18 protein-coding genes are annotated in these 19,152 nt (G+C 34.9%); 1 reads left to right on the plus strand and 17 read right to left on the minus strand.

Annotated elements, in window-relative coordinates; all coding sequences use genetic code 11:
- Window positions 1-8: 8 nt before the first annotated feature.
- The 6 genes from LPC09_RS25515 to LPC09_RS25540 form a co-directional block, all read right to left on the minus strand.
- Window positions 9-1,460 carry an IS1182 family transposase gene (locus tag LPC09_RS25515; protein WP_231308761.1) on the minus strand — a complete coding sequence of 484 codons (1,452 nt, stop codon included), beginning with the start codon at window positions 1,458-1,460 and terminating at the stop codon, window positions 9-11.
- Window positions 1,461-1,636: 176 nt separating this feature from the next.
- Entirely contained in the window at window positions 1,637-2,737 is a 1,101-nt protein-coding gene (gene ychF / locus LPC09_RS25520) for a redox-regulated ATPase YchF (RefSeq protein ID WP_098797609.1), read from the minus strand.
- A 159-nt stretch (window positions 2,738-2,896) separates the two neighbouring features.
- A complete protein-coding gene (locus tag LPC09_RS25525; RefSeq protein WP_098797610.1) occupies window positions 2,897-4,903 on the minus strand; it encodes a molybdopterin-dependent oxidoreductase in 2,007 nt (668 codons plus the stop codon).
- Between the two features lie 17 nt (window positions 4,904-4,920).
- Window positions 4,921-5,124: a DUF951 domain-containing protein gene (locus LPC09_RS25530; protein ID WP_098797611.1), complete on the minus strand. Its 204-nt coding sequence runs from the start codon at window positions 5,122-5,124 to the stop codon at window positions 4,921-4,923.
- A 19-nt stretch (window positions 5,125-5,143) separates the two neighbouring features.
- Window positions 5,144-5,995: a mechanosensitive ion channel family protein gene (locus LPC09_RS25535; protein WP_098797631.1), complete on the minus strand. Its 852-nt coding sequence runs from the start codon at window positions 5,993-5,995 to the stop codon at window positions 5,144-5,146.
- A gap of 239 nt (window positions 5,996-6,234) precedes the next feature.
- Window positions 6,235-7,251, minus strand: coding sequence for a YkvI family membrane protein (locus tag LPC09_RS25540; protein WP_098797612.1), 1,017 nt, complete (start codon window positions 7,249-7,251; stop codon window positions 6,235-6,237).
- 98 nt (window positions 7,252-7,349) lie between these two features.
- On the opposite strand from LPC09_RS25540, the gene yyaC reads away from it, so the two are divergent.
- Complete coding sequence (gene yyaC / locus LPC09_RS25545; RefSeq protein ID WP_098797613.1) at window positions 7,350-7,973, plus strand: spore protease YyaC; 624 nt, start codon at window positions 7,350-7,352, stop codon at window positions 7,971-7,973.
- 62 nt (window positions 7,974-8,035) lie between these two features.
- Here the strand turns inward: yyaC and LPC09_RS25550 are convergent, their stop codons facing one another.
- From LPC09_RS25550 to rpmH, 11 genes are all read right to left on the minus strand, one after another.
- Window positions 8,036-8,737 (minus strand): DUF554 domain-containing protein, encoded by a 702-nt coding sequence (locus LPC09_RS25550; RefSeq protein WP_098797614.1) that lies wholly within the window; start codon window positions 8,735-8,737, stop codon window positions 8,036-8,038.
- 106 nt (window positions 8,738-8,843) lie between these two features.
- Window positions 8,844-9,695 carry a ParB/RepB/Spo0J family partition protein gene (locus tag LPC09_RS25555; protein WP_098797615.1) on the minus strand — a complete coding sequence of 284 codons (852 nt, stop codon included), beginning with the start codon at window positions 9,693-9,695 and terminating at the stop codon, window positions 8,844-8,846.
- Window positions 9,688-10,449: a ParA family protein gene (locus tag LPC09_RS25560; RefSeq protein ID WP_098797616.1), complete on the minus strand. Its 762-nt coding sequence runs from the start codon at window positions 10,447-10,449 to the stop codon at window positions 9,688-9,690. The genes LPC09_RS25555 and LPC09_RS25560 overlap by 8 nt, the downstream gene beginning before the upstream one ends.
- Before the next feature lie 457 nt (window positions 10,450-10,906).
- Window positions 10,907-11,782: a nucleoid occlusion protein gene (gene noc / locus LPC09_RS25565; RefSeq protein WP_098797617.1), complete on the minus strand. Its 876-nt coding sequence runs from the start codon at window positions 11,780-11,782 to the stop codon at window positions 10,907-10,909.
- Between the two features lie 105 nt (window positions 11,783-11,887).
- Window positions 11,888-12,604, minus strand: coding sequence for a 16S rRNA (guanine(527)-N(7))-methyltransferase RsmG (rsmG, locus tag LPC09_RS25570; RefSeq protein WP_098797618.1), 717 nt, complete (start codon window positions 12,602-12,604; stop codon window positions 11,888-11,890).
- Window positions 12,605-12,645: 41 nt separating this feature from the next.
- The gene (gene mnmG, locus LPC09_RS25575; RefSeq protein ID WP_098797619.1) at window positions 12,646-14,535 is read right to left on the minus strand and encodes a tRNA uridine-5-carboxymethylaminomethyl(34) synthesis enzyme MnmG; all 1,890 of its coding nucleotides are present in this window, start codon (window positions 14,533-14,535) and stop codon (window positions 12,646-12,648) included.
- A 32-nt stretch (window positions 14,536-14,567) separates the two neighbouring features.
- Window positions 14,568-15,953 (minus strand): tRNA uridine-5-carboxymethylaminomethyl(34) synthesis GTPase MnmE, encoded by a 1,386-nt coding sequence (gene mnmE, locus LPC09_RS25580; protein ID WP_098797620.1) that lies wholly within the window; start codon window positions 15,951-15,953, stop codon window positions 14,568-14,570.
- Window positions 15,954-16,259: 306 nt separating this feature from the next.
- Entirely contained in the window at window positions 16,260-16,892 is a 633-nt protein-coding gene (gene jag / locus LPC09_RS25585; RefSeq protein WP_098797621.1) for an RNA-binding cell elongation regulator Jag/EloR, read from the minus strand.
- Window positions 16,889-17,668 carry a YidC family membrane integrase SpoIIIJ gene (gene spoIIIJ / locus LPC09_RS25590; protein ID WP_098797622.1) on the minus strand — a complete coding sequence of 260 codons (780 nt, stop codon included), beginning with the start codon at window positions 17,666-17,668 and terminating at the stop codon, window positions 16,889-16,891. The genes jag and spoIIIJ overlap by 4 nt, the downstream gene beginning before the upstream one ends.
- Before the next feature lie 149 nt (window positions 17,669-17,817).
- Window positions 17,818-18,168, minus strand: coding sequence for a ribonuclease P protein component (gene rnpA / locus LPC09_RS25595; protein WP_098797623.1), 351 nt, complete (start codon window positions 18,166-18,168; stop codon window positions 17,818-17,820).
- Between the two features lie 171 nt (window positions 18,169-18,339).
- A complete protein-coding gene (gene rpmH / locus LPC09_RS25600; protein ID WP_026561635.1) occupies window positions 18,340-18,474 on the minus strand; it encodes a 50S ribosomal protein L34 in 135 nt (44 codons plus the stop codon).
- Window positions 18,475-19,152 lie beyond the last annotated feature (678 nt).

The raw sequence follows: 19,152 nt of genomic DNA on the forward strand, positions 1-19,152 counted from the left end.
CTCTAATTTTACCCTAGTAGCTTTAGAATTCTTTTAATGTTTACCGTAAATATAGCCATGGCGCCTTGCAACTCCATGCTAATTAGACCCGAGGATTTTGCCACATTATACCCGTGTCTGTGTTTTAATTCACTATTTTTCGCTTCAATTTTATAACGCTCTTTAGACTTTTCCTTAAAATATACACTTTTCTGGAATTGTGCTTGGGATGAATGTTGATCAGACTTAAGGGAAACAGAATATGTTTTACTTTTGGCTCCCTCTTTGTAGCACCCTTCTCTGAAAGGACATCTCTTGCATTTTTCAACATTAAAATAGTAGGTATCAACTTGGTTTTTGCCTACTCCTTTTTTACCTTGCCTAGCTTTCCGTACAGCCATATGCCCTGCCTTGCAGACATACATGCCCGCATCCTTATTGAATTCAAATTCATCCTCTTTTTTTCGGGTACCCTGAGTTATGGAAGGATTTAATTTTGAGACCAGTTTAATTCCATTTTCCTTACTATATTGAATGTTGTCTTTCTCAGAATACGCAGTATCCCCAATAACCGTTTCAATTTCCATTCCTGCATCTATACTTTTCTCAACAAGTGTCTGTAGCTCTTTTCCATCATTTTTTTCTCCGGTTGTAATCGTTGCGGCTGTAATAATTCGCTCTTCACTCATCGCCAGATGAGTTTTATAGCCAAAGAATGATGAGTCAGCTGCTTTGTGTCCGACTTTGGCATCTAGATCATTCATGGACTGTAGCTGTTCGATATCATCTGCAACGGCTTCTTTCAGGAGATTAAGATGTTCCTTGACTTTTGGATACTCTAAAAGGCTTTCTTCCTTTTCAATCACTTCAATGAGCTCTTGGGAATAAGTAATCTCATCTTCAAGTAGATCATTGTTTGGCTTTACGGGGAATTTCTTCTTCATACTCTCGTTAATTTTATAAATTGCTTTTCTGAGGTTTTTGGAGCGCTCCATTAGTATTTCTTTTGGAGTCATTTGATTATATCTCGCCTTTGTATGGGTGGCATCTACAATAATGGACTTGCTTTTAATAATCTCTTTCTCAATGGCAATCTCCACTGTCTTATTGATAAGCATGTCTAATAAGTTCATGTCTTTTAACCTAAGCTTACGAAACTTTGTCAAAGAACTTGAATCAATAACGGCTTCCTCCGGAGCCATATCCAAAAAATATTTGAAGGACATATCATATTTTGAACGCTCGATAATATCAACATCTGAAACATCATGAATGGTTTTCAAAAACAAATATTTAAACATGCGAATAGGATCTATCGCATTCCGCCCATTATCTAGACAATATTTATCCTTTAATTCTTCGTAAATAAAAGAAAAGTCAATTAGATCCTTAATTCTTCGTAACATATTATCCTGAGGAACGACGATATCATATAGAGCCACATATGGACTAAACATCATTGTTTGTTGTTTTTGTATCATTGGAAACCACCCACTTATATTTATAATTTTAATTATAAAGTAAAAAAGGTAGAAAAGTTCACCTAAGTGAATCTTTCTACCTTTTACTTGGACTTTTTCAGTGGCCTCACAGAGAGTAGGATCTTTCTCAACCTTACCCATCCATAGTGAGCTTTATAAAAATGATCTAATTAGCATTACACATTAAAACGGAAGTGAATAACGTCTCCGTCTTTTACAATATAGTCTTTTCCTTCTAAGCGAACTTTTCCTGCTTCACGTGCAGCACCCATTGTTTTTGCAGCTAATAAGTCATCATAAGAAACGGTTTCAGCACGGATGAAGCCTCGTTCGAAGTCTGTGTGGATGATTCCAGCACATTGAGGAGCCTTCATGCCTTTTTTAAATGTCCATGCGCGAACTTCTTGTTCACCAGCAGTGAAGTAAGTAGCAAGGCCAAGAAGATTGTATGAAGCTTTGATTAATTGATCAAGACCTGACTCTTCAATGCCAAGCTCTTCTAGGAACATTTCTTTTTCTTCCCCTTCAAGCTCAGCAATTTCAGATTCGATTTTTGCACAAACTACGATAACCTCAGCATTTTCGCCTGCAGCAAATTCACGAACTTGTTGAACATACGGGTTGTTAGAAGGATCAGCAACTTCCTCTTCACTAACATTAGCAACATATAAAATTGGTTTGATTGTTAACAAATGTAGTTGTTTTGCATATTTAAGCTGCTCTTCATTGAATTCTACTGCACGAGCAGGCTTTTCACTTTCAAAGGCTTCTTTTAACATTGATAAAATTTCATGTTCAAAAACAGCTGTTTTTTCTTTTTGTTTAGCAAGCTTTGCTACACGGTCGATACGTTTATCAACTGTCTCTAAGTCTGCTAATATCAATTCAAGGTTGATTGTTTCAATATCTGAAATAGGATCAACTTTTCCTGATACGTGTGTAATATTTTCGTCAGCAAAGCAACGTACAACATGACAAATTGCATCCACTTGGCGAATATGTGAAAGGAATTTGTTTCCTAAACCTTCACCCTTACTAGCACCTTTTACAATTCCTGCGATATCAGTGAATTCAAATGCTGTTGGAATAGTTTTCTTTGGGTTAACTAATTCAGTCAGTTTTTGTAAACGTTCATCCGGTACTTCTACAATTCCTACGTTAGGATCTATTGTACAGAATGGATAGTTTGCTGATTCAGCACCAGCTTGTGTAATTGCGTTAAATAAAGTAGATTTCCCTACGTTAGGAAGGCCTACAATTCCAGCAGTTAATGCCATTTTTCCCACTCCTCTATTTATAAACAAAAGATTGTCCGTTTTCATTCAATCTTCAACAATTATAGTTAGTAACTAAATAAAATACAAGCAAGTCTAGTAATATTGTTAACACATTCCAAATAATGAAAGAAAAAAAGAGCTCATCTCAGCTCTTGAAAATTAGTCTACTTTTTTTATATTAACTAAGCAATCATATAAAGTACTTCCCTGTCCATTATCTGAAACATCATCTGGTGTTAGCAGATTAACTGAACCACCAAATTTATGCCACTGGCCTTCATCAACATTAATTGTATTGGCATGTGCTTTCTTCAGTATTTTCACATCACCAGTCAGCTTTCCACGATCATTAAAAATGGTTACTTTATCTCCATCTACTAATTGTTTTTCTTTTGCAATATCTTCTGAAACTTCTATTTTAACAGTTTGCATTCCTTCTATAAGAACATAATGCTGAGAATGATTGGATCGTAATGGATGAATCGATAAAAGCTGGTACGGATATTTTTCAGCTAATCTAGGGTTTGAAATCGTTGATTCCTTTGGATAAATATATTGTGGTTTTCCTTCTAATCCTTTGTTAAACCCTAGCTCAGATGTAAATTCAAATTTACCACTTGGAGTTGAAAACTTCTTTGTTTCCCAAGGAACATGGTTCACAGGCAATGGAACACGTTTTTCTTCTTTTAATCGATCAAGCGTTATTCCTTTATCACATAAATGGGCTGTTGCCATTTCTAAATATTCTCCTCGTGTATAAGAAAATTCTTCTCCAAACCCAAGTCTTTCCGCTAATTCTGTCCATATCCATAAATCTGACTTTGCTTCACCTGGAGGTTCAACTAGCTTTTCTCCATAGTTTACATAGTGGTGATACATGGATGCATAATAAATATCTTCTTCCTCAAAGACTGTTGTTGTTGGTAACACATAGTCGGCTAATTCAGCTGTATCTGTTAAAAAATGATCAATGACAACAACTGTATCAACGGATTGAAAAGCTCTTATTATTTTGTTGGAGTCAGGGACTTGTACTAACGGATTTCCGCAGGTTACAATGATCATTTTTATCTCAGGATCCATTGCTTCTAATACGCCATCTGCCTGTTTCATCATTGAAAATGTTCTAGTTGATGTAGCCTTTTCAGGTAATGTTAAAGCCTGCATATTAAAGTTTTTACCAACCTGGATATTTCCAAAATTGGCTCCACCACCTGGTATACCGACATTCCCACTGATTGCAACTAGTGCGTCAATTAACCTAATTGTATTTCCACCATTAGAATACCTTTGCATTCCTAGACCTAAATAAGTTGTAGTAGGTCCATTCACATATAATTCAGCAATATATTTTATATCATCAAAGGAGATTTCAGCTTGTTCCAAAATTCCCTCTAAAGTAAAATGATTTAATAGTAAAATTAGATCTTCATAACCAACTGTATAATTCTTAATAAACTCTGCATCTTGTTTATTTTCACTAATTAAATATTTCATAACTCCAATTGCAACTAATCCATCCATTCCTGGCTTAATAGAAATATAGTGGTCAGAAATTTTTGCTGTTGCGTTATAAATTGGATCAATTACAGTAATTGTACTGCCACGCTTTTTCGCATCTTGCAACTGTTGAAACAAATGCATATTTGTTCTAGCAACATTTCTACCCCAAATAACGATATGTTTACTATGAAAAATATCATCTGGTGCATGGCTGTCGGAACTTCCGAAATCCCAAATTTGTGCTTCAATTCCAGATCCCCAGCAAATACTTCCTACTAAAGAAGTCGCTCCGCCAAAACTGTTAAAAAAACGTTTATCAAGATTTTTTAACAATCCATTATTCGCATAATCATGACTGTGTAAAACAGAAGCAGGACCGAAATTTTGTTTTAGTTCCTTCATCTTTTCAGCAATTTCATCAAGTGCTTGTTTCCATGAAATCTCTTGAAATACACCGTTCACTTTTTTTAGAGGAACTGTTAAGCGTTCTTTAGAATTAGTTTTCGTCTCAAGCATTCTTCCTCTTCCACATATCTTGCCTTTGGTAATTGGATGATCTTTGTCTCCTTCAACCTTAATGACCTTGCCATCCTCTACTGTAACCTCAAACCCGCAGCTATCCCAGCAGTTCAAAGGACAAGATGATTTAAATACTTGCTTCATATTCATTTCCCCTCGATCTACTCAGCAGACTCCTCATGTTTTATGAGAATTTTCTTTAGTTTTCTTGAAAACTCTCGACGTGGGATCATAACACTATGGTCACAACCTAAGCATTTAATTCTAATGTCCATTCCCATTCTAATGATTTTCCACTCATTTGTACCACAAGGGTGCTGTTTTTTCATTTCAACAACATCATTTAAAGCAAAATCTTTTTCCATAAGGTTCTACCTCCATTTCTTAACTCACTTCATCTTTTCTGTTATACATCACAACACGTGGATAAGGAATTTCGATACCTTTTTCATCTAACCTCATTTTAATGTCTTTTCTTAACATTCTTCCAATATGGAAGTGACGCATTGGTTCAACTTCACATGTTACACGAAGAACAACCTCTGAAGCACCAAGCATTTGAACACCTAATAATTCAGGTGGAGCAACTATATCTTCATATTTATCAGGAACTTCTAATAAGAGCTCTTGAATGACTCGCTCCGCTTCTGGGATATCACTTTCATAAGCAATACTAATATCTACAACGGCAATACTATTATTTATAGAGAAGTTTGTTACCTCTATAATGCTTCCATTTGGTAATATATGAATTTCGCCTGTCCAACTCTTTATTTTTGTTGTACGAAGTCCAATTTCTTCAACTGTTCCTTCAAAAGTTGAAATACGGATAAAATCACCAACAGAGAATTGATCTTCAAAAATAATAAAAAAGCCTGTAATAATATCTTTTACTAAGCTTTGAGCACCAAACCCCACTGCCAATCCAACAATACCGGCCCCTGCAAGCAACGCACCTACATTAAGACCAAATGTTTCAAGCACCATAATGATCGCAATAAAGTAAATAACGTAAGTGAGGATATTTTCTAGTAACTTTGAAAGAGTATTTTCTCTTCTCTCAGAAATTCTAATTGGTGATTTCCCACGGAATAAAAACACCTTTGTAATGGCTAATTTACCAATTCGTATAAAGATGGTTGAGACAATCAAGATTAATAAAATTTGTAAAAATCCTTTTCCAATTGTAATCCATAAATCAGCATTCGTTAAATAATTTACTGCATCGTTCCACATATCTTGTAAAATTTTCAATACGTTCACCCTTTACTAAGTAACAATTTATTATAAAAGAGCAACTACTATTTTCATAGCCATTATACTCTATTCCAAAAGAAATATCTTTTGGAAAACTTCATTATATATTACGTTTATTCTTTTGAAATTCGGGATACATCCCGAACTTTATACCTCTCCTACACATACGAAAGGCTGACTCTACTCAAATTTTTATCTTTAAGGAGTCAGCCATAATATCATTTTGTTCTATAACGATTTAAGATTGGATAAAGCAGAATGGTAACGAGTAAATAAAGATTAATTAGTCCATATAAAGGATATAGGATGCCCACTAGATTTGCAAAACCAAAACGAGTGAAAGGCAGCATGGCTAAAACGAGAATTAATGCTATTAGCCAAAATGGAACCTTTAATATTTGCTTAAATCGCGAGGCAAGTCCAAAAATTCCCGATACAGCTGTTGTATAAATTGCCAGCCATAACATCACAGACATAAAAAGGAAAAATCCAAATGGTGATCCTTTTAATACAGCAAAGAGCGGAATTTCATATTCTGTTAAATAATCAGCCATTTGAATGAGTGTTTCATTATAAACAAATGAGATTGTTCCTAATATAACTCCACTTCCAATACTGGCTACTTTCGCTTCCTTAAGACTTTTAATTTCTTTTCCAACTGCAGATAAAACTGCAATCAATGGCAAAATATTTAAAGCTGTAAATGTAAATGCTGCTGGCCAATTATACTGTTCATTTAAATCTAATACCCATGAATGATGATGGGAAATATTAAATGATAATAATGCATAAAACAGTCCAAAGACAAGCATGGGAATAATGATTGAGTTCAGCTTAATGATTCCATTTGAACTGCCTACAAACAACAATACTAGTAATACTGAAAAAAGCGTAATACCTGCCCAATATGGAATGGAAAAGGCTTCAAGCGTTGCTCCTCCTCCAGCAATCATAACGATTGTTGTTGTAAATAAATACAACACAATCAAAAAATCATACACATAAGAAAGTTTTTTACCAACTAATCTTTCTAAGATTGGGAAAAAGTGATCAGACTGAGCTTCGTAACTGATTTTCATAATCACATAGACAGCTATGATAAAGATAACCGTAAAGATGACGATAGCTAGTCCGCTCTCAAAGCCGAAAAACTGCCAGAGTTCTCTTCCTGATGCATATCCTGCTCCAATAATTGTTCCTAAAATCAAAAACATCCATTTAAAACCTGAATTCATTTTTCTCACCTCTTAAGGCTGTCCTATTTACAACGAGCATGTATAGAATTGAACATTTCTCCGTATACTGTTACTACTATGACGTGGGAGTGAATTCTATGAATCTTAAATCAGGTCTTTTTCATTCAGATAAAAATCAAGAACGTATTCATTATGAGGATCAGGACGCTACACAGCTAGTTTCAACCACCCTTTTAGATCATTTGCCAAAACTTTATTTCAAGCCAATTGTTTTTGTTTGTATTGGAACAGACCGATCAACAGGTGATAGCTTAGGTCCACTAATTGGTACGTCCTTAAATAAAGAATTGTCCCATTTCCATGTCTATGGAACTCTTAAAGATCCAGTACACGCTGTAAATCTAAAAGAATCGCTTGAAACCATCAATAAAAACCACCGAAATCCATTTATTATTGCGATTGATGCTTGTTTAGGAAGAATGAAAAGTGTTGGATTCATGGAAATTGCAAAAGGATCAATAAAACCTGGAGCAGGTGTAAACAAAGAATTACCAGCAGTAGGTGATATGCATATCACCGGTATTGTTAACATAAGTGGATATATGGAGTTCCTCGTGCTACAAAATACACGCCTTCACTTAGTAATGAGTATGGCGGACATTATTTCTAATGGAATCATTGAAGCAGAAAAGAATTATCTAGAAAAGAGAATTTATGTTAGAAGAAAATGGTTGGCAAGTGAGGATTCTGCAATTAATTAAAACTTTCTTCTTACAAACAGAAATACACTGCATATCTCATGCAGTGTATTAAGTATTTCCTTTTAAAAATGATGCTGGACTAGAACAATAGCAGTAATAACTAAAATACCTGGTAGTAGGTTTGCTACTCTTATTTGTTTTAAGCCTAGAATATTAATTCCTATAGCTATGATCATAACCCCACCTATAGAAGTCAGTTCAGCTATTAATCTTTCTAATAACTCATCTGATAAAAACTGATGAATAACATTTGCAAAAAGAGCAATTCCTCCTTGATAAAGAAATACTGGTATAGAGGAAAACAATACGCCTATTCCAAGAGTACTGGCCAAAATCATACTTGTGAATCCATCGATCATTGACTTTGTTAATAAAACAGCATGGTCTTGACGTAAACCACTGTCTAATGCACCAATGATTGCCATTGCACCTACAAGAAAGATTAATGTAGCAGTAACAAAACCTTGTGCTATATTACCCGTTTCTGATTTCCCTAACTTTCTTTCCAACATATTTCCTACTGACTGGAGGTGATTTTCAATCCTTAACCACTCTCCTATAACAGTTCCAAGCACAAGGCTAACAATAACAATGAAGAAATCCTCGCTTTTTAAGGCCATGCTAATTCCCAGTACAACTACAGAAAGACCTATGGCCATCATTACTGTTTCTTTCATTTGTTCAGGAATTCTTCTTAGTAAAAGACCAATAAGGGTTCCTACAATAATAGCTAGTGCATTCACAATGCTTCCAAATAAAACCATACCTGCTAAATCCCCTCTTTATAAACATAGATACATATTAATTAATTCAAAGAAAAAAGTGCAAAGAAAAAGACTGACTACTAAGCCAGCTCTAAAGGAAACCTGTTTATTGTTGCTGTTGTTCTAACAATTCTAAAATACGATCTAAATCATCTTGGGAAAAGAATTCTATTTCAATCTTTCCTTTTTTCTTCTGCTTTTTAATTGTAACAGACGTTCCGAAATACTCCTGTAAAAATGATTCTCTTTCTTTTATAAATACATCTTTTTCAGGCTTTTTCTTTTTCGTTTCACGTGAAACATTACTATTTAACTGTTGGATAAGCTGCTCTAGTTGACGAACATTTAAATGTTCTCGAATAATTTTTTCAACTAGTGCATTTAATTTTTCTTTGTTTTTTAATCCAAGTAAAGTTCGACCATGCCCCATAGATAATTTACCTTCAGCTATTAATTGCTGAATTTGATCTGGCAATGTTAGAAGTCTAACATGGTTAGCAATATGTGGTCTGCTTTTTCCTAACCTTTTTGCTAATGCTTCTTGAGTTAGGTCTAAATGCTCCATTAGCTTTTGATATGCTAGGGCTTCTTCAATTGGACTTAAATCTTCACGTTGTAAATTTTCTAAAAGCGCGAGCTCCATCATTTGTTGCTCTGATAACTCTCTTACAACAGCAGGAATAACTGTTAGCTCTGCCGCTTTTGCTGCACGAAATCTTCTTTCCCCAACAACAATTTCAAAGCCTTTAATACTTTTCCTCACTATAATTGGTTGCAGGACACCATGCTGTAAAATGGATTCTTTTAATTCATTAATCGCATCTTCTTCAAATACTTTACGTGGTTGATAAGGATTTGGGCGTATCTCATTTATGTTGATTTCTTGAATAGATTCTTCCTTTTCGACCTCCATGTTAGTGAAGAGAGCATTAATACCTTTTCCTAAACCTCTAGCCATTTACAACCACTTCCTTTGCCAAATCTAAATAAACTTCTGCTCCTCTAGATCTTGGATCATAAATGATAATTGGTTGTCCGTGACTTGGTGCCTCGCTTAAGCGAATATTTCTTGGAATGATTGTTTTATAAACCTTGTCCTGAAAATATTTTTTCACTTCATCAATTACTTGAATACCTAGATTTGTTCTTGCATCTAGCATTGTTAATAAAACACCTTCTATTGTAAGATCAGTGTTTAAATGCTTTTGTACAAGTCGGACAGTATTTAATAATTGGCTTAATCCCTCAAGAGCGTAATATTCACATTGTACCGGTATTAACACGGCATCTGATGCTGTTAGGGCATTAATGGTGAGCAATCCTAATGATGGTGGACAGTCAATCACCATATAATCATACTGATCTTTTACAGCTTCAAGTGCCCTTTTGAGTCTAACTTCTCTGGAAATTGTTGGTACAAGTTCTATTTCAGCCCCAGCTAACTGTATCGTGGCTGGAATAATATCAAGATTTTCTACGGCTGTAGATTTTATAACGTCCTTTGCATCTACATCATCTACTAAAATATCATAAATACAATGGGCAACATCAGCTTTTTCAATGCCAATCCCGCTCGTTGCATTACCTTGTGGGTCAACATCGACGAGAAGAACTCGTTTCCCAATGTATGCTAAGCAAGCTCCTAAATTTACGGATGTGGTTGTTTTTCCAACACCACCTTTTTGGTTTGCAATCGCAATAATTTTCCCCACGATGTCACCTACTTTCATCTTCTAATTGTTAAAATTTTACAGTAAAGAAAAAAGCATAAAAGTGAACCCATCTAGCTGTTCCTGAAGGTAGCTACTAGATGAATAGATTTCTTTCTTTTATTTTACAACATTCTACAAATAGTTACTTTCAATCATTTTTTTATTTTATCATGAAAATTGGATGAAGGGTTTGAATTTTTTTGTATTTATGCAAAATAGTAAATTCTACTAATTAAAATTCATTTTTATCATTATAAAGAGATATCTTCCTAGGAGAATTGGATAAGTGAGGATGTTATTACCATAATATTGTGTTCATTGCTAGATAATCATTCCACAATGGTTAACACTTCTTTTGTCGAATCTAGTACAAAGAAAAAAGGCCTGACAAAAAGCCAGTACCTAACAGCCATATGTGGAATAGATAATAGTTTATTAAAATAGTTATTATTCAATATTATTTTGGAATTTTAATTGTGAATTGGATATACTCATCAAATTCTTCTTCTTCCGTATTTAATTTTACGCCACTGTCAGCTACCATTGTTAGGGATTGACGAATTGTATTCATAGCAATTCTTGTATCTCTACTAAATGCTTTACGCTTTGGTTTTGGTTTTGCATTATTTTTTTCAAGTAGCTTGACTACCCTATCTTCTGTTTGCTTAACATTCAATTGTTTTTCAACAATTTCCTCTAACAGTGTAATTTGTAGCTGTTGATCTTTTAATGGAATTAGTGCACGTGCATGACGTTCAGTGATTGCTTTTTGAAGTAATGCCTCCTGGACTTCTTCAGGAAGCTTTAACAAACGCAGCTTATTTGCTATAGTTGATTGACCTTTACCAAGTCTTTGGGCTAATGCTTCTTGAGTTAAGTCATGTAATTCTAGTAACTTAGCATAAGCAACTGCTTCCTCTATTGAAGATAACTCTTCCCTTTGAAGGTTTTCTATTAAAGCAACACTAGCTGTTTCAGTATCGTTGAAATCCTTTACAATTGCAGGTATCTCTTCCCAACCTAAAGTCTGTACAGCACGCCAGCGTCTTTCACCTGCAATCAACTCAAATTTACCACCTATTTCTCGAACAACAATAGGCTGAATAATTCCATGAGTACGAATTGTTAGGGCTAATTCTTCAATCTTTTCATTTGAAAAAACGGTACGTGGCTGGAAGCGGTTAGGAGTAATATCCTTAATTGGAATCTTTTTAACCTCTTCCCTTATTTCTTCTGCTGTGTCTTCTTGTTCAACTTCCTCTACTACGATTTGATTAGCTTGTGCTTGTTCTTTTTCTCCCAAACCGAAAAAGCGAGAAAATGGATGCTTCATGAGCCTACACCACCTTTTAAAACTACCAATTTAAATATTCTATTTCTCTTACATTATTTCCTGCAAAATACTCAAAAGTTCGAGTAAATGTTTCACATGAAACATCTACTCGATTGGAAGTTTATTTGGCGTTCCAGGCTTTCGAGGATATTTTTTAGGAGTGCTTTTTTCTTTTTCAATAATTAAGATTGTTCTCTCACTTTCCTCTAAAGGCAGTTCAAATGAGTGAATTTCTTGCACTTTACCACCTAATACGGTAACGGCCTTTTTACCGGCCTCAAGTTCTTCCTGTGCTGCTGCCCCTTTCATAGCAATGAAGTATCCATCCTTTTTTGCTAAAGGAATACATAATTCGCTTAGAACAGATAGCCTTGCAACAGCCCTGGCTGTGACAACATCATAAGTTTCCCGAACCTGTTTATTTTGACCAAACGTTTCAGCTCGATCATGAAATAATTGCACTGAATTTAATCCTAATTCTTTTGATAAATGCGATAAAAAAGTAATTCTTTTTTGTAAAGAGTCAACAATTGATACCTTTAAATGAGGAAAACAAATGTTTAAAGGAATACTTGGAAATCCAGCTCCTGCACCTACATCACATATACTTAGTGGCTTAGAGAAATCAAAATAAAATGCTGCAGATATAGAATCATAAAAATGTTTTAAATATACGTCATTTTTGTCTGTAATTGACGTTAAATTCATTTTTTCATTCCACTCTACTAAGAGCTTAAAATATAACTCAAATTGGTCCATCTGCTGCTGAGAAAGAGAAATCCCCTTCTCAGCCAAGCTTGATTGAAATAATGCTGTATCCATATTCATAACCTTTCTGTTAAAGATTGGTTTTATAACAGTAATTATTGATTTGAAACTCTGGCAATTCTACCTTGTTCTAGGTATACCAATAATATTGAAATATCAGCTGGGTTTACTCCAGAAATACGTGAAGCTTGTGCAACTGATAATGGTCTAACTTCCTTAAGCTTTTGACGTGCTTCTGAAGCTAAGCCATTAATATCATCATAATCAATATTTTCGGGGATTTTTTTGTTTTCCATTTTCTTAAGCTTTTCAACTTGTTGTAAGGATTTTTCAATATACCCCTCATATTTGATTTGTATTTCTACCTGTTCTGCAACATCTGAATCCACTTCTGTTTCTGATGGTACAAGCTGAGCGATATGCTCATAGTTCATTTCTGGTCGTTTTAATAAATCAGCTGCTTTTATGCCATCTTTAAGCTCACTACCGCCGACAGAAAGAATAAGTTTTTGTGTTTCTTGATTCGGCTTAATGATGACAGATGATAAGCGTTGTTTCTCTTCTTCAATTGCTTGCTTCTTAGTTTTGAATTTTTCAAAACGTTCATCAGAAATTAATCCGATTTTCTTTCCTGTTTCGGTTAAGCGCAAATCGGCATTATCATGTCTTAGTAGTAATCGATATTCTGCTCTTGATGTTAGTAAGCGATATGGTTCACTTGTACCTTTTGTTACAAGATCATCAATGAGTACACCTATATAAGCATCCGAGCGACTTAAAATCACTTCTTCTTTTTCAAGAGCCTTTTGTGCAGCATTAATTCCTGCCATTAATCCTTGACCGGCAGCTTCTTCATAACCGGAAGTTCCATTAATTTGTCCTGCTGTATATAGAGAAGTAATCTTTTTCGTTTCTAAAGTTGGCCATAATTGAGTTGGGACAATGGCATCGTATTCAATTGCATATCCCGCTCTCATCATTTGAACCTTTTCAAGTCCAGGAATTGTTTTCAAAATTTGCTGTTGAACATCTTCTGGTAAACTTGTTGATAGCCCCTGCACATATACTTCTTGTGTATTTCTACCTTCTGGCTCTAAGAAGATTTGATGACGCGGCTTATCATTGAAGCGAACAACTTTATCCTCAATAGATGGACAATAACGAGGTCCTGTGCCTTTAATCATTCCCGAATACATAGGAGAACGATGTAAATTATCATCAATAATTTTATGAGTTTCTCCGCTCGTATACGTTAACCAGCAAGGTAGCTGATCTGTAATGTATTTTGTTGTTTCATAAGAAAATGCACGTGGCACTTCATCTCCGGGTTGAATTTCTGTTTTGCTATAGTCAATCGAATGACTATTTACTCGTGGAGGTGTTCCTGTTTTGAAACGAACTAAATCAAAGCCCAATTCTTGTAAATGCTCTGATAGCTTAATTGAAGGCTGCTGATTGTTTGGTCCACTTGAGTATTTTAATTCTCCTAGAATAATTTCTCCTCGCAAAAAAGTACCTGTTGTTATTACAACTGCTTTCGCAGAATATTCAGCTCCAGTTTGAGTAACCACACCTTTACAAACACCGTCTTCAACGATTAACCGATCAACCATTCCTTGTAGCAGTGTAAGGTTACGTTCATTTTCCATCGTTTTTTTCATTTCATGTTGATATGAAAACTTATCTGCTTGTGCACGAAGCGCTCGAACAGCTGGGCCTTTTCCAGTGTTTAGCATTCTCATTTGGATATGGGTTTTGTCGATGTTTTTCCCCATTTCTCCGCCTAAAGCATCAATTTCACGAACAACAATCCCTTTTGCTGGTCCACCAACAGATGGATTACATGGCATAAATGCAACCATATCCAGATTAATGGTAATGACGAGAGTTTTTGCTCCCATTCTTGCTGATGCAAGTGCTGATTCACACCCTGCATGTCCAGCTCCTACAACAATGACATCATAATCTCCTGCATGATACGTCATAGAGGAACCTCCTTTATTTAAAAATATCTAATTTATTTCCCTAAACAGAACTGAGAAAACAGTTGATCAATTAAGCTTTCGTGAACTGCATCTCCAATTATTTCCCCAAGCTGTTCCCAACAACGGGTTAAATCTATTTGTACAATATCAATTGGAACTCCTGCTTCTATACCTATTAATGCATCATTAATAGAAGTTTCGGCAGCTGTTAATAGGGCAATATGTCTTGAGTTTGAAACATATGTTAAGTCTCCGCTTTGGACATTTCCTTCAAAGAATAATGCACTTATCGCTTCTTCCAATGCATCTATTCCCTGTTCTTCTAATAGTGATGTTGTAACAACTGGTCTTCCCGCTGCTTGCTCCTTCACCTTTTGAAGATCAATTTTTTGATCCAAGTCCGTTTTATTAACAATAACGATAATATCCATTCCTTTTACGGCTTCAAAAAGCTGAACATCTTCTTGAGAAAGTTCTTCGTTGTAATTTAGAACTAGTAAAATAAGATCCGCTTCTTTAAGTACTTTTCTCGAACGTTCAACACCAATACGTTCTACAATATCTTCTGTTTCACGTATTCCAGCTGTATCAACTAATCGTAAAGGAACACCTCTTACATTGACGTATTCTTCTATAACATCTCTTGTTGTTCCAGGGATATCTGTAACAATTGCTTTATTTTCATGAACAAGGCTGTTTAATAAAGATGACTTCCCAACGTTTGGTCGTCCAATTATAACAGTAGACAAGCCTTCTCTAAGAATCTTCCCTTGCTGTGATGTTTTCAATAACTTACTGATTTCATTTTTTACAAATGTAGCTTTTTCAACAAGCATTTGATGAGTCATTTCCTCAACATCATCATATTCAGGATAATCAATATTGACTTCAACATGTGCTAGTGTTTCTAGAATCTCCTGTCTTAGCTTCTGAACAAGCTTTGACAGTTTTCCTTCCATTTGCCCTAAAGCCACATTCATTGCCCGATCCGTTTTTGCTCGTATTAAGTCCATTACAGCCTCAGCTTGAGACAAATCAATCCGACCATTCAAAAAGGCTCTCTTTGTAAACTCTCCTGGTTCTGCTAGTCTTGCACCATGTTGAATGACTAACTGAAGTACCCGGTTCACTGTCACAATTCCACCGTGACAGTTTATTTCTACTATATCTTCTCTCGTAAATGTCTTTGGTCCCCTCATTAAAGACAACATTACCTCTTCTACAACTTGACCAGTTTTTGGGTCTACTATATGTCCGTAATGGATCGTATGGGAGTCAACATTTGTTAACCTTTTATTCGAAGGAGCTTTAAACAGTCGATCAGCAATTTCTATTGCTTCCTCACCACTTAACCGGACAATGGCAATAGCTCCCTCTCCTAAAGGTGTCGATATCGCTGCGATTGTATCTAACTCCATCGCTACGACCACCTCTCTCTTCATTTATGTAAAATTTCTTCCTCTTAAAATGCGACCAATTTTTTAAAGATAGCACATTTCGTTTTCTTTAGAAAGCGAAATTACCTCATTTTGTCCACAATTATTTATCCACTCTCTTCATACCTTTCTCTATTTTAACTTATCCACATGTTAATAACAATATTTGATGAATTTGAAATATTTTATGAAGTGCACTGGCACCACCCGATATTTGTAGAAGGCTGTCGATAATATAAACATTTCTTTGTCTTGCTACAGAAAAAAAGCAAAAAAAAAGAGAATGACTCAACGAGCCATTCTCTTAGATTTTGGAGAAATAACCAGATGACGATTTGGTTCTTCTCCAACTGAAAAAGTTTTTATATCTTTAAATTCTGCTAATGCAGCATGTATGATTTTTCTTTCATATGAAGGCATTGGTTCTAATGGAACATTTTTGGATGTACGAATTGCCTGCTGTGCTAGTTTTCCAGCTAATTGCTTAAGCGTTTCTTTTCTTTTTGCACGATAATTTTCAGCATCAATGATAATTTGTAGATAAGAATTAGAATATCGATTTGCAGCTAATTGTGTTAAATACTGAAGGGAGTTTAACGTTTGTCCTCTTTTTCCGATAAGAACAGCCATTTTCTCACCTGATAATTGCATGTTCACAATTTTACCAGTCTGTTTCACTAAAATCTCTGCATCGATCCCCATTTTCTGAACTACATTAGCTAAAAATTCTTTTGCATACTTAACTGGCTCGTGTACAATTTTGACCTTCACTCTAGCAGGTTTTTTTCCAATACCTAAAAATCCCTTTTTTCCTTCTTCGAGAATTGTGATTTCAACTTCTTCTCGTTTTGCCTGTAATTGCTTTAATGCTTCCTCGACTGCTTCATTGACAGTAAGTCCACCAGCAGTTACTTCTCTCACTTCTTCTTTCCTCCACTATTAGAAGCTTCTTTTTGCTCCTTAAGCTCAGGACCTTTTATGAAGTATGTTTGAATGATCATGAATAAGTTACCTACTACCCAATATAAAGAAAGAGCTGCAGGGAAGCTAATTGCAAAAACAATAATCATAATAGGCATAATATAAAGCATCATAGCCATTTGGGGATTTTGATTTGCTGTACCAGCCATCATCATTTTTTGTTGAATAAATGTTGTTAAACCAGCAACCAACGGCAGGATAAAGAATGGATCTCTTTCACCCAAGTCAAACCATAAAAAATTATGCTCAGCGATTTCCGTTGTTCTCATAATCGCATGATAGAAACCAATCAAAATTGGCATCTGAACGATTAACGGGAAACAACCTGCAAGAGGATTAACACCATGTTTCTGGAATAAAGCCATTGTTTCCTGTTGAAGTTTTTGTTGTGTTTGTTGATCTTTTGAGCTGTACTTTTCTCTCAACTTCTGCATTTCCGGTTGAATTGCTTGCATTGCTTTAGAACTTTTCATTTGTTTAATCATTAGCGGTAATATTGCTAATCGAATAATAATTGTAACAATTACAATGGCAATCCCATAATTATCGCCTGTTAATTCAGCAAAATATGTAATAAGTTGTGATAAAGGATATACGATATACGAATTCCAAAATCCTTCACTTTCAGATGTAATTGGAGTATTAACCTCCGTACATCCTGTCAAAAGGGTCAAAACACTAATTAACCCTGCTATTAAAAGTATGCGCCTCTTCAAACCTTTTTTCCTCCTAACCGATAATAGATACTATTCATGTACGTACGTTAAAAGATAGAAAAAGTTCCACATCGTTAATATCTTAACACTTTTATAAATAGAATTGTTTTTCTTAGTAAAGTTTTCGGTAGTATAATTTCAACAATATTCTACATCTTCTTTGGCTGATAGATTTTTGCTTTTCGAAATAAATGTTGCAAACTTCCTTTTACTTCATGATAATTCATTTCAGCTGCAGGCTTTCTAGCAATAATAATAAATTCCTTACCAGAAGCAATTCGATGTTTTTCTTCTGTAAACACTTGTCGAATTAACCGCTTAACTTTATTTCTTGTTACAGCATTTCCTATTTTTTTGCTTACAGATAGTCCAATTCGGAACTCTTTCTCTTCAGGCTTTTGCATGATATACAAAACAAATTGTCTATTGGCAAAAGATTTCCCTCTCTTGAAAACTACTTGAAAATCTTTATTCTTCTTTATTCTATATTTCCTTCTCATCTATTTCACTCCGGTTTGTTCTGTTAATAGGCTAACAGAATAATCACCATCATTATATCTGAAATAAAACGAATTTAAACAAGAAATGATCTAGCACTCTTCTTCCCCATTTCCTGAATAAATCGTTTTATTCATTCATCTGCAAAAAAAGACCACTGATTTTTCAGTGGCCTACGCTGATAATACTTTTCTTCCTCTGCGACGACGGCGAGCAAGAACTTTACGTCCATTAGCAGTGCTCATACGGCTACGGAAACCATGAACTTTACTACGTTTACGTTTGTTTGGTTGATAAGTACGTTTCATATATGACACCTCCCTGAGGAATAACAGTTAAAGACAGTCTTACTAATTATAGTTACCTACCCTATGAATTGTCAACCATCATCCGTTTTTTTATTAAGTTTATTTTCTTTTCATCATCTATTTTACATTTATTTATTATCCTCTATTAATTCTTTTTTGAAATCCACTCTCCGCTTCAAGATCTCATATCCTTTTTAGAACAGCTTACCTCCAACCAAAATCAACAGCTAGACATCAACAATTGTTTAAGGTCCATAGCCTGTGGATAAATTTTCGACAGAATTCTCCACTATCCACATACGTTATCGACAACTTTTTCACAAGTTAGTCCATTGTGGACAATTTCCTTCAACAAATGATTAATTATGTGGATAAGTTTGTAAAAACCGTTGCATATCTAGATTTATTCTGATATTATATTTGTGTTTTCACTCTTAATAATCTATTTTAAAAATCAATATATCCACAGACTGTGGATAACATGTGGAAAGATTATAAACAGCTTGTGTAAATTGTTGTCCACATCACATTAGTTTTGTCGAAAAGATGTTTTTCTACTATATTATATATTTATTCACATTCTTTTGCATCTGTATGTTTATACATGAATATTCGCACCTTGTACAAAGCTTGTACAGTACGGTTAGGGATGCATCGTAAAGGAGGGACAAAACGCAA

The sequence above is a fragment of the Metabacillus sp. B2-18 genome (genome assembly GCF_021117275.1).
Lineage (GTDB): Bacteria > Bacillota > Bacilli > Bacillales > Bacillaceae > Metabacillus.

Coding starts and splice junctions, on each gene's coding strand:
- LPC09_RS25515 (WP_231308761.1), bottom strand. CDS start 1,460: ATGATACAAAAACAACAAACAATGATGTTTAGTCCATATGTGGCTCTA.
- ychF (WP_098797609.1), bottom strand. CDS start 2,737: ATGGCATTAACTGCTGGAATTGTAGGCCTTCCTAACGTAGGGAAATCT.
- LPC09_RS25525 (WP_098797610.1), bottom strand. CDS start 4,903: ATGAAGCAAGTATTTAAATCATCTTGTCCTTTGAACTGCTGGGATAGC.
- LPC09_RS25530 (WP_098797611.1), bottom strand. CDS start 5,124: ATGGAAAAAGATTTTGCTTTAAATGATGTTGTTGAAATGAAAAAACAG.
- LPC09_RS25535 (WP_098797631.1), bottom strand. CDS start 5,995: ATGTGGAACGATGCAGTAAATTATTTAACGAATGCTGATTTATGGATT.
- LPC09_RS25540 (WP_098797612.1), bottom strand. CDS start 7,251: ATGAATTCAGGTTTTAAATGGATGTTTTTGATTTTAGGAACAATTATT.
- yyaC (WP_098797613.1), top strand. CDS start 7,350: ATGAATCTTAAATCAGGTCTTTTTCATTCAGATAAAAATCAAGAACGT.
- LPC09_RS25550 (WP_098797614.1), bottom strand. CDS start 8,737: ATGGTTTTATTTGGAAGCATTGTGAATGCACTAGCTATTATTGTAGGA.
- LPC09_RS25555 (WP_098797615.1), bottom strand. CDS start 9,695: ATGGCTAGAGGTTTAGGAAAAGGTATTAATGCTCTCTTCACTAACATG.
- noc (WP_098797617.1), bottom strand. CDS start 11,782: ATGAAGCATCCATTTTCTCGCTTTTTCGGTTTGGGAGAAAAAGAACAA.
- rsmG (WP_098797618.1), bottom strand. CDS start 12,604: ATGGATACAGCATTATTTCAATCAAGCTTGGCTGAGAAGGGGATTTCT.
- mnmG (WP_098797619.1), bottom strand. CDS start 14,535: ATGACGTATCATGCAGGAGATTATGATGTCATTGTTGTAGGAGCTGGA.
- mnmE (WP_098797620.1), bottom strand. CDS start 15,953: ATGGAGTTAGATACAATCGCAGCGATATCGACACCTTTAGGAGAGGGA.
- rnpA (WP_098797623.1), bottom strand. CDS start 18,168: ATGAGAAGGAAATATAGAATAAAGAAGAATAAAGATTTTCAAGTAGTT.
- rpmH (WP_026561635.1), bottom strand. CDS start 18,474: ATGAAACGTACTTATCAACCAAACAAACGTAAACGTAGTAAAGTTCAT.